At 62.4% G+C, this 14618-nt stretch carries 15 protein-coding genes; all 15 read right to left on the bottom strand.

Annotation, left to right across the window (positions count from 1 at the left end):
* Nucleotides 1-45: 45 nt before the first annotated feature.
* Nucleotides 46-2271 carry a chemotaxis protein CheA gene (locus D8767_RS09365; RefSeq protein WP_016711772.1) on the bottom strand — a complete coding sequence of 742 codons (2226 nt, stop codon included), beginning with the start codon at nt 2269-2271 and terminating at the stop codon, nt 46-48.
* Nucleotides 2272-2283: 12 nt separating this feature from the next.
* Nucleotides 2284-3072 (bottom strand): protein phosphatase CheZ, encoded by a 789-nt coding sequence (locus D8767_RS09360; RefSeq protein ID WP_016711773.1) that lies wholly within the window; start codon nt 3070-3072, stop codon nt 2284-2286.
* Nucleotides 3073-3092: 20 nt separating this feature from the next.
* Nucleotides 3093-3467 (bottom strand): chemotaxis response regulator CheY, encoded by a 375-nt coding sequence (locus D8767_RS09355; protein WP_023663319.1) that lies wholly within the window; start codon nt 3465-3467, stop codon nt 3093-3095.
* A 118-nt stretch (nt 3468-3585) separates the two neighbouring features.
* A complete protein-coding gene (fliA, locus tag D8767_RS09350) occupies nt 3586-4326 on the bottom strand; it encodes an RNA polymerase sigma factor FliA (protein ID WP_016711774.1) in 741 nt (246 codons plus the stop codon).
* Nucleotides 4323-5156 (bottom strand): flagellar synthesis regulator FleN, encoded by an 834-nt coding sequence (gene fleN / locus D8767_RS09345; RefSeq protein WP_003254408.1) that lies wholly within the window; start codon nt 5154-5156, stop codon nt 4323-4325. Before fleN ends, fliA begins: the two co-directional genes overlap by 4 nt.
* A gap of 93 nt (nt 5157-5249) precedes the next feature.
* Entirely contained in the window at nt 5250-6560 is a 1311-nt protein-coding gene (gene flhF, locus D8767_RS09340; RefSeq protein ID WP_016711775.1) for a flagellar biosynthesis protein FlhF, read from the bottom strand.
* A gap of 11 nt (nt 6561-6571) precedes the next feature.
* Complete coding sequence (gene flhA / locus D8767_RS09335) at nt 6572-8701, bottom strand: flagellar biosynthesis protein FlhA (RefSeq protein ID WP_016711776.1); 2130 nt, start codon at nt 8699-8701, stop codon at nt 6572-6574.
* Nucleotides 8702-9057: 356 nt separating this feature from the next.
* Nucleotides 9058-10200: a flagellar biosynthesis protein FlhB gene (gene flhB / locus D8767_RS09330; protein ID WP_028699354.1), complete on the bottom strand. Its 1143-nt coding sequence runs from the start codon at nt 10198-10200 to the stop codon at nt 9058-9060.
* A 2-nt stretch (nt 10201-10202) separates the two neighbouring features.
* Nucleotides 10203-10979 (bottom strand): flagellar biosynthetic protein FliR, encoded by a 777-nt coding sequence (gene fliR, locus D8767_RS09325; protein WP_016711778.1) that lies wholly within the window; start codon nt 10977-10979, stop codon nt 10203-10205.
* A gap of 7 nt (nt 10980-10986) precedes the next feature.
* The gene (fliQ, locus tag D8767_RS09320; protein ID WP_016711779.1) at nt 10987-11256 is read right to left on the bottom strand and encodes a flagellar biosynthesis protein FliQ; all 270 of its coding nucleotides are present in this window, start codon (nt 11254-11256) and stop codon (nt 10987-10989) included.
* 21 nt (nt 11257-11277) lie between these two features.
* Nucleotides 11278-12033 (bottom strand): flagellar type III secretion system pore protein FliP, encoded by a 756-nt coding sequence (gene fliP / locus D8767_RS09315; protein ID WP_016711780.1) that lies wholly within the window; start codon nt 12031-12033, stop codon nt 11278-11280.
* Entirely contained in the window at nt 12033-12467 is a 435-nt protein-coding gene (gene fliO / locus D8767_RS09310; protein WP_016711781.1) for a flagellar biosynthetic protein FliO, read from the bottom strand. Before fliO ends, fliP begins: the two co-directional genes overlap by 1 nt.
* Nucleotides 12468-12479: 12 nt before the next feature.
* Nucleotides 12480-12947 carry a flagellar motor switch protein FliN gene (fliN, locus tag D8767_RS09305; RefSeq protein ID WP_025753835.1) on the bottom strand — a complete coding sequence of 156 codons (468 nt, stop codon included), beginning with the start codon at nt 12945-12947 and terminating at the stop codon, nt 12480-12482.
* Between the two features lie 47 nt (nt 12948-12994).
* Nucleotides 12995-13963: a flagellar motor switch protein FliM gene (gene fliM / locus D8767_RS09300; RefSeq protein WP_012273501.1), complete on the bottom strand. Its 969-nt coding sequence runs from the start codon at nt 13961-13963 to the stop codon at nt 12995-12997.
* Between the two features lie 9 nt (nt 13964-13972).
* Nucleotides 13973-14470 (bottom strand): flagellar basal body-associated protein FliL, encoded by a 498-nt coding sequence (gene fliL / locus D8767_RS09295; protein WP_016711783.1) that lies wholly within the window; start codon nt 14468-14470, stop codon nt 13973-13975.
* Nucleotides 14471-14618: the final 148 nt, after the last annotated feature.

The following is a 14618-nucleotide window of genomic DNA, read 5'->3' as shown; positions in this document are numbered from 1 at the left end:
AACACTCCATTAGGCGGCGCAGCCCGCCAGGGTGCGCCACCGAAATCAAATACGCCGCGCGGCGTAACGCTTGAGCATGCTCGGGACGTCGAGAATCAACGCAATGCGCCCGTCACCGGTGATGGTGGCCCCGGACATGCCCGGAGTGCCCTGCAGCATCTTGCCCAGCGGCTTGATGACCACTTCTTCCTGGCCAACCAGTTGATCGACGACAAACCCGATGCGCTGGGTACCGACCGACAGGATCACCACATGGCCCTCGTGCTGCTCTTCGTGCACCTGGCCCTGGACCAGCCAGCGCTTGAGGTAGAACAGCGGCAGCGCCTTGTCACGCACGATCACCACTTCCTGGCCGTCGACCACATTGGTGCGCGACAGGTCGAGGTGGAAGATCTCGTTGACGTTGACCAGCGGGAAGGCGAACGCCTGGTTGCCCAGCATCACCATCAGGGTGGGCATGATCGCCAGGGTCAGTGGTACCTTGATGACGATCTTCGAGCCCTGGCCCTTGGCCGAGTAGATGTTGATCGAACCGTTGAGCTGGGAGATCTTGGTCTTCACCACGTCCATGCCCACGCCACGCCCGGACACGTCGGAAATCTCGGTCTTGGTCGAGAACCCTGGCGCGAAGATCAGGTTGTAGCAGTCCGACTCGCTCAAGCGCTCGGCGGCGTCCTTGTCCATCAGGCCCTTTTCCACGGCCTTGGCACGCAGGATGTTCGGGTCCATGCCCTTGCCGTCGTCAGAAATCGACAGCAGGATGTGGTCGCCTTCCTGCTCGGCAGACAGCACCACGCGGCCCGTACGCGCCTTGCCAGACGCTTCACGCTCATCAGGCATCTCGACACCATGGTCGACAGCGTTGCGCACCAGGTGCACCAACGGGTCGGCCAGCGCCTCGACCAGGTTCTTGTCCAGGTCGGTCTCTTCGCCGACCAGCTCCAGGTTGATCTCTTTTTTCAGCTGGCGGGCCAGGTCGCGCACCAGCCGAGGGAAGCGGCCGAACACTTTCTTGATCGGCTGCATGCGGGTTTTCATCACCGCTGTCTGCAGGTCGGCAGTGACCACATCGAGGTTGGACACGGCCTTGGACATGGCCTCGTCGCCGCTGTTCAGGCCCAGGCGCACCAGGCGGTTACGCACCAGCACCAGTTCGCCCACCATGTTCATGATCTCGTCCAGGCGTGCAGTGTCCACGCGCACGGTGGTTTCCGCTTCGCTGACAGCATGCTTGTCGGCGGCCGGGGCCGGCGCACGGGGTGCCGCTGCTGGCTTGCTGGCCGGCGCTGCAGCGGCAGGCTTGGCAACCGGCTGACTGTCGGCCTTGGCTGCGGCAGGTGCTTGCACCTTGGCTGCAGCAGGCGCTTCGACTGCGGCAACGTCACCGCCGAACTTGCCCTTGCCATGCAGCTGGTCCAGCAACGCCTCGAACTCATGTTCGCTGATTTCGTCGCTGGTCGCTGCGGGATTGCCCTCCACGGCGGGCGCCTTGGCGGCTGGCAATGCATCAGCCTGGAAGGTGCCCTTGCCATGCAACTGGTCGAGCAGCGATTCAAACTCGGCATCAGTGATTTCATCACTGAGCGGTTCGGCAGACGCGGCTACCGGCGCGGCTGCCACCTCGGTGCTGAACTGGCCTTTGCCGTGCAACTGATCAAGCAGCGACTCGAACTCGGCATCGGTGATTTCGTCACCCTCGCCGCTGATGGCCTCGCCCTGCATCTGCTCGTCGGCCGCCGCTTGCGCCTTAACCGCATCGAGCGAGTCGAGCAACTGTTCAAACTCGCTGTCGGTGATGTCCTGGTCCTCGACCGAGGCTGCGGCGGGCGCCTCGGCAACCGGCTCGGGCACAGCAGCAGACGGCGCAGCCACTTCGGCGCCACCGGGCTCGGCCAGGCGTGACAACGCCGCCAGCAGCTCGGGGGTGGCCGGGGTCACTTCGGCGCGCTCGCGCACCTGGCCAAACATGCTGTTGACCGTATCCAGTGCCTCGAGCACCACGTCCATCAGTTCCGCATCGACCCGGCGCTCACCCTTGCGCAGGACGTCGAACACGTTCTCGGCAATATGGCAGCACTCCACCAGCTCATTCAGCTGAAGGAAGCCGGCGCCCCCTTTAACAGTGTGGAAACCGCGAAAGATCGCATTGAGCAGGTCGGCATCGTCGGGCCGGCTTTCCAGCTCGACCAGTTGCTCGGACAGTTGCTCAAGAATTTCGCCGGCTTCTACCAGGAAATCCTGGAGGATTTCTTCATCGGCGCCGAAGCTCATCAAACGTGCTCCTTAAAAACCCAGGCTGGACAGCAGATCATCGACATCGTCCTGACCGGACACGACGTCTTCACGCTTATCGGCATGAATCTGCGGACCTTCACCCCGAGTCGGATGTTTTTCTGCATCTTTTTCTGCGCGCAGTTGATCGTGGTCATGTTTTATGCCGGCAAACCGGTCGACCTGGCTGGCCATCAGCACCAGCTTGAGCAAGTTGCTTTCGACTTCGGTCACCAATGTGGTGACGCGTTTGATCACCTGACCGGTCAGGTCCTGATAGTCCTGAGCCAGCAGAATGTCATTGAGGTGGCCGGCGACCTTGCGGTTACCTTCGGCGCTGTGCGTCAGGAAACTGTCGACGCGCTTGACCAGATCACGGAATTCCGGCGCAGCCACTTCGCGACGCATGAAGCGCTGCCAGTCGGTGCTCAGGGCCTTGGCCTCGCTGGCCAGGTCATTGAGCACCGGGGTGCTTTCCTCGACCAGGTCCATGGTGCGGTTGGCCGCGCCCTCGGTCAGCTTGACCACGTACGACAGGCGCTCGGTGGCGTCGGTAATCTGCGACACCTCCTCGGCTTGCGGCATGGTCGGGTCGATCTGGAAGCTGACGATGGCGCTGTGCAGCTCGCGGGTCAGTTTGCCGACTTCCTGGTACAGGCCACGGTCGCGGGTCTGGTTCAGCTCGTGAATCAGCTGCACCGCCTCGCCGAAGCGGCCGCGCTCCAGGCTTTCGACCAACTCCTGGGCGTGTTTCTTCAGGGTCGATTCGAACTCGCCCAAAGAGGTTTGTGATGAATCCATGGCGCGCCCCCTGACGTGACTCAGCCGTTGACGCGTTCGAAGATCTTCTCGATCTTTTCTTTGAGCACCTGGGCGGTGAACGGCTTGACCACGTAACCATTGACGCCGGCCTGGGCCGCTTCGATGATCTGGTCGCGCTTGGCTTCAGCGGTCACCATCAGTACCGGCATGCTTTTCAGCTTGTCGCTGGCACGGACTTTACGCAGCAGGTCGATGCCGGACATGCCCGGCATGTTCCAGTCGGTCACCAGGAAGTCGTAGTGGCCGTTTTCCAGCATCGGCAGCGCCGTGGTGCCATCGTCGGCTTCTTCAGTGTTGGTGAAGCCCAGGTCACGCAACAGGTTCTTGATGATCCGCCGCATCGTCGAAAAGTCGTCAACGATGAGGATTTTCATGTCTTTGTTCAAGTAGACCTCCAAGCAGTCTCAAACGCGCTCGGCCCCGAGCGCGCATTCAATCAATTCGGTGCAACATGGAAAACGCATGTGGAAAACGGCTGCAACGACAGCGGGCTCAACGTGCCCGCCATTCCCCCAGGCGGCTGCGCAGACGTGCGGCACACTGGCTGTGCAACTGGCTGACCCGCGATTCGCTGACACCCAGCACCTCACCGATTTCCTTGAGGTTCAGCTCTTCGTCGTAGTACAGCGCCAGCACCAGGCGCTCGCGCTCCGGCAGGTTGGCAATGGCTTCGGTCAGGGCAGCCTGGAAGCGCTCGTCCTCCAGGCCACGCGCAGGTTCGACGTGGCCACTGGCACCATCCTCGTGAAGCCCTTCGTGCTCGCCGTCCTGCAACAGGTCGTCAAAGCTGAACAGTCGGCTGCCCAGGGTGTCGTTCAAGATCCCGTAGTAATCATCGAGACTCAATTGGAGTTCGGCAGCAACTTCATGATCTTTAGCGTCCCGGCCCGTTCTGGCCTCTACGGCACGCATCGCGTCACTGACCATACGGGTATTGCGGTGCACCGAACGCGGTGCCCAGTCGCCTTTGCGAACCTCATCCAGCATGGCCCCGCGAATGCGGATGCCGGCGTAGGTTTCAAAGCTGGCGCCCTTGCTGGCGTCATATTTGCTGGCCACTTCCAGCAGGCCGATCATGCCGGCCTGGATCAGATCCTCGACCTGCACATTGGCTGGCAACCGCGCCAGCAAGTGGTAGGCAATGCGCTTGACCAGCGGCGCATAACGCTCAATCAGCTCGCACTGGGCGTCTTTGGCCGCCCGGCTATACATCTTGAAGCCGCTGGCGTTCATAGCACAGGTCCCGCGCTGGTGGGCTGCACCAGGCGCTCGACGAAGAACTCCAGATGGCCGCGCGGGTTGGCCGGCAACGGCCAGCTGTCGACCTTCTGGGCAATCGCCTTGAAGGCCAGCGCGCACTTGGAGCGAGGGAAGGCTTCGTAGACGGCACGCTGCTTTTGCACCGCCTTGCGCACGCACTCGTCGTACGGCACGGCGCCTACGTACTGCAGGGCAACGTCAAGGAAGCGGTCGGTGACCTTGGTCAGCTTGGCGAACAGGTTGCGCCCTTCCTGCGGGCTCTGTGCCATGTTGGCCAGCACGCGGAAACGATTCATGCCGTAATCGCGATTCAGCAGTTTGATCAGGGCGTAAGCGTCGGTGATCGAGGTGGGTTCGTCGCACACCACCAGCAGCACTTCCTGGGCCGCGCGAACGAAGCTGACCACCGAGTCACCGATACCCGCAGCCGTGTCGATCACCAGCACGTCGAGGTTGTCGCCGATTTCGCTGAACGCCTGGATCAGGCCCGCATGCTGGGCCGGGGCCAGGTGCACCATGCTCTGGGTGCCCGAGGCCGCCGGCACGATGCGCACACCGCCAGGGCCTTGCAGCATCACGTCACGCAGCTCGCAGCGCCCTTCGATGACATCGGCCAAGGTACGTTTAGGGGTAAGGCCCAGCAACACGTCGACGTTGGCCAGGCCCAGGTCAGCGTCAAGCAGCATGACCCTGCGGCCAAGTTCGGCCAGCGCCAGGGACAAGTTCACTGAAACGTTAGTCTTGCCGACGCCACCTTTGCCACCGGTCACGGCGATCACCTGTACGGGATGCATGCTACCCATGTCTGTTCTTTACCTTGTCTCGCTGGGACTCAGGCCACACGTGGGGCAATTCTGCGTACCCCTTGGCATAGCTACTTTGCACACACTTCATGGTCAACCCGCTCGCCGTGGGTTGTGGTAGAGATCAGCGAACATGTCGGCCATGGCCTCTTCGCTGGGCTCGTCCTGCTGCTGCACGTTGACTGCGCGGGAGACCAGTTGGTGGCCACGCGGCAGGTGCAGGTCGTCAGGAATGCGCGGGCCATCGGTGAGGTAGGCCACAGGCAGTTCATGACTGATGGCAAGGCTCAACACGTCGCCAAGGCTTGCCGTTTCATCGAGCTTGGTCAGGATGCAGCCGGCCAGGCCACAGCGCTTGTAGCTGTGGTAGGCGGCGGTCAGCACCTGCTTCTGGCTGGTGGTGGCCAGCACCAGGTAGTTCTTCGCAGCAATGCCACGCCCGGCCAGGGTTTCCAGCTGCATGCGCAGCGCCGGGTCGCTGGCCTGCAGGCCGGCGGTATCGATCAGCACCACGCGCTTGCGCAGCAACGGCTCCAGTGCGGCTGCCAGCGACTGCCCCGGGTCGACGTAGGTCACCGGCACGTTGAGGATGCGGCCCAAGGTCTTGAGCTGCTCCTGGGCGCCGATGCGGAAGCTGTCCATGCTCACCAGCGCCAGGTTCTGCGCGCCGTACTTGAGTACGTAGCGGGCGGCAAGCTTGGCCAGGGTGGTGGTCTTGCCCATGCCGGCCGGGCCAACCATGGCGATCACCCCGCCCTCTTCGATCGGCTCGATTTCCGGGATTTCGATCATGCGCGCCAGGTGCGCCAGCAGCATGCGCCAGGCCTGGCGAGGCTCTTCGATCTCGGTGGTCAGGTCCAGCAGCTCACGGGCGATAGGCCCGGACAGGCCAATGCGCTGCAGGCGCCGCCACAGGTTGGCCTGCTGCGGCTTGCTGCCCTGCAACTGGGTCCAGGCCAGCGACCCGAGCTGCACTTCCAGCAACTCGCGCAGGCCTGACAGCTCGGAGCGCATGGCATCGAACAGGCGCGGGTCTACTGGCGCAGCGGCCGGGGCAGCAGTCGCCGCCTCGGGGGCATCAACGTGCGGCTCGATCAATGGCTCGGCGGCGGTCAGCGACTGCCCGGCGAACAATTGGCGGTTGTTGTCACTGCTGTCCTGGCGGTGGTCCAGCTCGGCCTGAGCCGTAGCGATGCGCGTGTGCGTCTTGCGCAGCTCTTCTTCCAGCTCAGCGTTGGGCACGCGTGGGGCCAGGGCGGACAGCTTGTAGTCCAGCGCGGCCGTCAGTTCGACACCACCGGCAATGCGGCGGTTGCCAATGATCGCGGCATCGGCGCCCAGCTCGTCACGGACCAGCTTCATGGCCTGACGCATATCGGCGGCGAAAAATCGCTTAACTTGCATTATCCACTACCTCAGCCATTAGGGCCCACGGTGGCAACGATGGTGACTTGCTTGTTGTCCGGTATTTCCTGATACGCCAGAACATGCAAATTCGGTACAGCCAGGCGACCGAAACGCGACAGCATGGCGCGGATCGGGCCGGCGACCAGAAGAATGGCCGGCTGGCCCTGCATTTCCTGGCGCTGGGCCGCTTCGATCAGCGAACGTTGCAGCTTCTCGGCCATGCTAGGCTCCAGAAGAACACCCTCTTCCTGACCCTGCCCGGCCCTTTGCAGACTATTGAGCAAAATCTGTTCCAACCTTGGCTCCAGGGTAATCACTGGCAGCTCCGACTCAACGCCGACAATGCTTTGCACGATGGCGCGACACAATCCGACGCGCACTGCCGCTACCAGCGCGGCGGTATCTTGACTCTTGCCAGCGTTGTTCGCGATGGCTTCGGCAATACTGCGAATATCGCGCACCGGCACCTGTTCCGACAACAGCGCTTGCAGCACCTTCAGCAGGCCCGACAAGGAAATGACACCCGGCACCAGCTCTTCTGCAAGTTTAGGCGATGCCTTGGACAGCACCTGCAGCAGTTGCTGAACCTCTTCGTGGCCAATCAGCTCGTGGCAGTGCTTCTGCAGGATCTGGTTGAGGTGGGTGGCCACCACGGTACTGGCGTCGACTACGGTATACCCCAGCGACTGCGCTTGCGAGCGCTGGCCGACGTCGATCCACACCGCTTCAAGGCCAAACGCCGGGTCGCGCGCTGCAATACCGTTGAGGGTGCCGAAGACCTGCCCCGGGTTGATTGCCAGCTCGCGGTCCGGGTAGATCTCCGCCTCGGCCAGGATCACCCCCATCAGGGTCAGGCGATAAGCGCTGGGTTGCAGGTCGAGGTTGTCACGAATGTGCACGGTGGGCATGAGGAAGCCCAGGTCCTGCGACAGCTTCTTGCGTACACCCTTGATCCGCGCCAGCAACTGGCCGCCCTGGTTGCGGTCGACCAGCGGAATCAGCCGGTAGCCGACTTCCAGGCCGATCATGTCGATCGGCGTGACGTCATCCCAGCCCAGCTCCTTGGTCTCCAGCGCACGCTGAGGCGAGGGCAGCAGATCCTGCTGACGCTGCACCTCTTGCTGCGCCTCCAGCTTGGTCTTTTGCTGCTTCTTCCATACCAGGTAGGCGCCACCACCGGCCAGCAGGCCGAGGCTGAGGAAGGCCACGTGCGGCATGCCCGGCACCAGGCCCATGACGATCATCAGCGCGCCGGACACCGCCAGGGCCTTGGGCGAGTCGAACATCTGCCGGTTGATCAACTTGCCCATGTCCTCGGAGCCCGAGGCACGGGTGACCATGATCGCGGCGGCGGTGGACAGCAGCAGTGATGGCAATTGCGCCACCAAACCGTCACCGATGGTCAACAGGGCGTACACTTTGCCGGCGTCACCGAAGCTCATGCCGTGCTGCAGCATGCCGATGAGCATGCCGCCGATCAGGTTGATGAACAGGATCAGCAGGCCGGCGATGGCGTCACCGCGAACGAACTTGCTGGCACCGTCCATCGAACCGTAGAACTCGGCCTCTTGCGCCACCTCGGCACGGCGGTGTTTGGCCTGGGCCTGGTCGATCAGGCCGGCATTGAGGTCGGCATCGATGGCCATCTGCTTGCCGGGCATGGCGTCGAGGGTGAAACGCGCACTCACTTCCGAGATACGCCCGGCACCCTTGGTCACCACCACGAAGTTGATGATCATGAGGATGGCGAACACCACGGCACCGACCACGTAGTTGCCGCCGATTACCACCTCACCGAAGGCCTGAATCACTTTACCGGCGGCGCCATGACCCTCCTGGCCGTGCAACATGACCACACGCGTGGAGGCCACGTTCAGGGCCAGGCGCAACAGCGTTGCCACCAGCAGGATGGTCGGGAATGCGGCGAAGTCGAGCGGGCGCAGGGCGTACACGCACACCAGCAGCACGACGATCGACAACGCGATGTTGAAGGTGAAGAACACGTCGAGCAGAAACGGCGGAATCGGCAACATCATCATTGCCAACATCACCAGCAGCAACAGCGGCACACCCAGGTTGCCCCGACCGAGCCCGGCCAGGTTGTTACGGGCGTTGCTGATTAACTGAGTGCGATCCACCGCGAGTCCTCTTGATGCAAAACTTTGACGCACAGGGGGCGCCTGGGCGTGGCTTTGCAAGAAGCTTTCCAACTTTGTATGCCTTGAGGGATTTAGCGCCTGTCAGACCGAGCGCCGCCCGCGCGGCGCATCGCGAGCTGCGCTCGCTCCTACGTTTGTTTCGGGCCAATTAATCCTGTGGGATTTGCGCGCGTACGCCTTGGCGCATGGCTCGATTTCGCGTCGTTCAGACAAGGCGGTCGCGCGCGCCTGCCACAAGCGTTACTGGCCAGAAACAAACGTAGGAGCGAGCGCAGCTCGCGATGCGCCGCGCGGGCGGCGCTCGATCTAACACCACACAAACATCACCAAACGCTTCAACTGTCGCGCCGCAGGTCTGGCGGGATCGGCAGGTCGTCTTTCAGCGGCTCTGGCCGTTTGCCCTTGCCCGCACGGTACTGGCGGATCTGGAACACATAGGCCAGCACCTGCGCTACCGCCAGGTAAAGGCCTGCGGGGATTTCCTGCTCAATTTCGGTCGAGTAATAGATCGCCCGCGCCAGTGCTGGCGATTCGAGGATCTGTACCTTGTGCTCCACGCCGATCTCGCGGATTTTCAAGGCAATGAAATCGGTACCCTTGGCCAGCAACAGGGGCGCCACTGCGCCCTTCTCCGGGTCGTATTGCAGGGCCACCGCGTAGTGCGTCGGGTTGGTGATGATCACGTCCGCATCCGGCACCGCCGCCATCATGCGCCGTTGCGAAGCCTCGCGCTGCAACTGGCGAATACGCTGTTTGACCTCGGGCTTGCCTTCGGTGTCCTTGTACTCGTCGCGCACCTCCTGCTTGGTCATCTTCAGCTTGTTGTGCGCCTGCCACAACTGGAACGGCACATCCGCCGCCGCAATCAGCAACAACCCGGCCGCCATCCACAGCGCGCTCCAGCCGACCACCTGAACACTGTGAATGATCGCTTGCTCCAAAGGCTCGTTGGCAATGGAGAGCAACGCCTGGCGGTCGTTGACCAACACCACTATCGCCACCACCAGAATCACGAAAAACTTTGCAAGCGCCTTCAACAGTTCGGTCAGGGCATTCACCGAGAACATGCGCTTGATCCCCGACAACGGGTTCATGCGGCTGAACTTCGGTTGCAACAGGCTGCCGGAAAACAGAAAACCACCCAAGGCGATGGGTGCGACAAAGGCGATCACGAACAACAGGATCAGTATCGGCTGTACCGCCCAGATGGCCATCTTGCCCGAGGCCAGAAGAAAGGCGCCCATGGCGCGCTCGTCGACGATGATGTCGCGGGTCAGGCTGAAGTTCATGTGCATCATGGCCAGCAAGGTCTCAGCCAGATGCCCACCAAACGCCAGCAAGCCACCTGCGCCAGCCAAGGTCACCGCCACGGTGTTCAACTCTTTGGAGCGCGCGATCTCGCCCTTCTCGCGGGCTGTGCGCTTGCGCTTTTCAGTGGGTTCTTCTGTCTTGTCCTGACCGCTCTCGCTTTCCGCCATGCTCAGCGCGCCCTCGCCAATTCACGCAGCCATTGCAGCGCTTCGCTGGCCAATGCCTGGTAGTGGGAGAGGATATCGGCCAGGCCGACCCAGAAAATGGCCATGCCCATGACCAAGGTCAACGGAAAGCCGATCGAGAAGATATTCAACTGCGGCGCCGCGCGGGTCATCACGCCAAAGGCGATGTTCACCACCAGCAGCGCAGCGATCACCGGCAGGATCAACAACAGACCGGCACCGAACACCCAGCCCATGCGCCCGGCCAACTCCCAGAAGTGGTTGACCACCAGCGCACTCCCCACCGGCAAGGTGGTAAAGCTCTCGGTCAGCACCTCGAACACCACCAGGTGCCCGTTCATCAACAGGAACAGCACGCTCACCAACATGGTCATGAACTGGCTGATTACCGCGACGTTGACGCCGTTGGCAGGGTCGACCATCGAGGCAAAGGCCATACCCATCTGCACCGCAACAATTTGCCCGGCAATCACGAAGGCCTGGAACAGCAGTTGCAAGGCCATGCCAAACAGAGCACCAACGATGATCTGCTCGACGCACAGCAGCAAACCACGCAGGCTCAGCGGGTCGAATTCGGGCAGCGGCGGCAATGCCGGCACGATCACCACGGTAATCGCCACCGCCACGTACAGGCGCACCCGCGCCGGCAACATGCGGGTGCCGAAAATCGGCATGGTCATCAGCACCGCAGTTACTCTGAACAACGGCAGGATGAAGGTGGCGACCCAGGTGCCGATCTGCGTATCGGTCAGTTCCAGCATCGCTGCGTCAACCAATCAGCTGCGGGATGCTGGTGTAGAGACTGGTGATGTACTCCATGAACTTCTGCACCAGCCACGGCCCGGCAATGATCAGCGTGATCAGCATTACCAGCAGGCGTGGCAGAAAGCTCAGGGTCTGCTCGTTGATCTGCGTGGCGGCCTGGAACATCGCCACCATCAGGCCCACCAACAGGCTCGGCACAACCAGCACCGCGACCAGTAAAGTGGTCAGCCACAGGGCATCACGGAACAGGTCGACAGCAACTTCAGGTGTCATCGGCGGCTCTCCTTGACGGCGTCAGACGCCGCCGAAACTGCTGGCCAAAGTGCCCATGATCAGCGCCCAGCCATCCACCAGCACGAACAGCATGATCTTAAACGGCAGCGAGATGATCAGCGGCGACAGCATCATCATACCCATGGCCATCAGCACACTGGCCACCACCATGTCGATGATCAGGAACGGGATGAAGATCATGAAGCCGATCTGAAACGCGGTCTTCAACTCGGAGGTGACGAACGCCGGCACCAGAATGGTCAGTGGCACCTGATCGGGGCCGGCGATGTCGGTGCGCTTGGACAGGCGCATGAACAGGTCGAGGTCGCTTTGCCGGGTTTGCGCCAACATGAAGTCCTTGAGCGGCCCCTGGGCTTTTTCGATGGCCTGCTGGGCGGTCATCTGCTCCTTCAGGTACGGCTGCAGCGCGTCCTGGTTCACGCGTTCGAACACCGGGGCCATGATGAACAGGGTCAGGAACAGCGCCATGCCGTTGAGCAACTGGTTCGAGGGCGTCTGCTGCAGGCCCAGGGCCTGGCGCAGGATCGAGAACACGATGATGATGCGGGTGAAGCTGGTCATCAGGATGACGAACGCCGGGATGAAGCTCAGCGCAGTCATGATCAGCAGGATTTGCAGGCTGACCGAATACTCCTGCTGCCCGTCCGGGGTATTGGACAGGGTAATGGCCGGGATCGACAGCGGGTCGGCAGCCAGGGCCAGCGGCGCAGCCAGCAGCAGCGCCAGAGTCAACAACGTACGCAGCGCGCCGCTCATCACTTGTTGTCCTTAGGGTTTTTGCCCATCAACTCCATCAGCCGCTGAGCAAACTCCGGCGTTGCCTGACGAGCGCCATCCGGCACATCCACGGGTTCGGCCATAACATGCAGGGCCTCGATGCTGCCCGGGGTATGGCCGATCAGGATCTGCTCCTTCCCCACCTGCACCAGCAACAGGCGGTCACGCGGGCCAATGGCCCGGCTGCCGACAATCTCGATCACCTGCCCGCCCTTCACTGCCGTGCTCTGCAGGCGCCGCAGCATCCAGGCCAGGAAGAAGATCAGGCCCACCACCAGCAACAGGCCGAAAACCATCTGCGCCAGCTGCCCGCCGAGGCTGCCAGGCGGTGTCGCCGGGGTAGCTGCCGGCGTGGCCGCGGCCAGGCACGCGCTACTGGCCAGCAGCACCGCCAACGCCGCAAGGGCGCGCATTGTGCCCTTCACTCAGCGCAGCTTCTTGATACGTTCGCTGGGGCTGATCACGTCGGTCAGGCGGATGCCGAACTTCTCGTTGACCACCACCACTTCGCCATGGGCGATCAGCGTACCGTTCACCAGCACGTCGAGCGGCTCGCCGGCCAGGCGATCGAGTTCGATCACCGAACCCTGGTTCAACTGCAACAGGTTACGGATATTGATCTCGGTGCTGCCCACTTCCATGGAAATGTTCACCGGGATGTCCAGGATCACGTCCAGGTTCGGGCCTTCGAGGCTGACGTTTTCGTTCGGCTTCGGCGAGCTGGCGAACTCTTCCATCGGCAGGCGGCCCGGGCCGCTGGTGCTGCCAGTGTCACCGCCCAGCAGTGCATCGATATCGGCCTGGCCGGCCGCGCCGGTTTCTTCCAGGGCCGCAGCCCACTCGTCGGCCAGCGCCTGGTCCTCTGGGGAGGTGATCTCGTTTTCGTTAGCCATGGTTTCCTCGACAGGCATTCAATTCGTTATGAGCGACCGGCACGCCGTCAGCGGCGCTCGATCGGGTCGATGATCTGCAGGGCCAGGTTGCCCTTGTGCGAACCCAGCCGCGCCTTGAACGCCGGCACGCCATTGGCGCGCAACACCAGGTGCTCGGGCAGCTCCACCGGGATCACGTCGCCAGGCTGCATGTGCAGGATGTCGCGCAGCTTCAACTGGCGCCGGGCGACCGTGGCGGTCATGGGCACCGCCACGTCCAGCACGTCTTCGCGCAGGGCCTTGACCCAGCGCTCGTCCTGGTCGTCCAGGTCGGACTGGAAACCGGCGTCGAGCATTTCGCGCACCGGCTCGATCATCGAGTACGGCATGGTTACGTGCAGGTCGCCGCCGCCGCCGTCCAGCTCGATGTGGAAAGTGGACACCACCACCGCCTCGCTGGGGCCGACAATGTTGGCCATGGCCGGGTTGACCTCGGAGTTCATGTACTCGAAGGTGACCGGCATGATGGCCTGCCAGGCTTCCTTGAGGTCGACGAAGCACTGGTCCAGCACCATGCGCACCACGCGCAGCTCGGTCGGCGTGAACTCACGGCCTTCGATCTTGGCGTGGCGGCCATCGCCGCCGAAGAAGTTGTCCACCAGCTTGAACACCAGCTTGGCGTCGAGGATGAACAGCGAGGTGCCACGCAGCGGCTTGATCTTGACCAGGTTGAGGCTGGTGGGCACGTACAGCGAGTGCACGTATTCGCCGAACTTCATCACCTGCACACCGCCCACGGCCACGTCGGCAGAACGGCGCAGCAGGTTGAACATGCTGATACGGGTGTAACGGGCGAAGCGCTCGTTGATCATTTCAAGGGTCGGCATGCGACCCCGTACGATACGGTCCTGACTGGTCAGGTCGTAGCTTTTGATACTGCCAGGCTCGGATGCACTCTCGGTCTGCACCAGCCCGTCGTCGACGCCGTGCAACAGGGCATCGATTTCATCCTGGGACAGCAGGTCCTGTACGGCCATTGCGGACTCCTACTGCAATACGAAATTGGTGAACAGCAACTGGTCAATGACCGGCTTGCCGACTTCCTTCTGGGCCACTTCCTGCACCACCGCAGTGGCCTTCTGACGCAGCATCTCCTGCCCGACCGGGCTGCTGGCCAGGGTGTCGAAGCCTTGTCCGGAGAACATCATCACCAGGTTGTTGCGAATCACCGGCATGTGCACCTTCAGCGCATCCAGGTCGGCCTGGTTGCGCGCCTGCAGGGTGATGCTCAACTGCATGTAGCGCTGGCGGCCGTTCTGGTTGAAATTGACCACGAAGGCCGGGGTCAGCGCCTCGTAGATGGCCGCAGACTTGACGTTGCTGGCCGCAGGCTCGGCGGCCGGGGCCGACTCGCTCTTGTGCATGATGAACCAGGTAGCGCCCACCGAAAGGCCGATCGCCAGCAACAGGCCGACGACAGCCAGCAGGATCAGCTTGAGTTTGCCTTTAGTGGCGGGGTCTTTGACTGCTTCGCTCTTCGCCATGCCAATAATCCGTCGTCCATCGGGGGTTCAAGGGAGGATGGCTTGGCTTGAGCAAGTGTTATGCCAGTTTTGGCTTGAGAAAGAGTGGGGCCGGCATGGGTTCGTCTTGGGAGGTGTGTCGCCTGCGAGATCGAGCGCCGCCCACGCG

This window comes from Pseudomonas sp. LTGT-11-2Z (assembly GCF_003691445.1).
GTDB classification, from domain to species: Bacteria; Pseudomonadota; Gammaproteobacteria; order Pseudomonadales; family Pseudomonadaceae; genus Aquipseudomonas; species Aquipseudomonas monteilii.
This window is presented reverse-complemented; position numbering and strand designations above follow the sequence as displayed.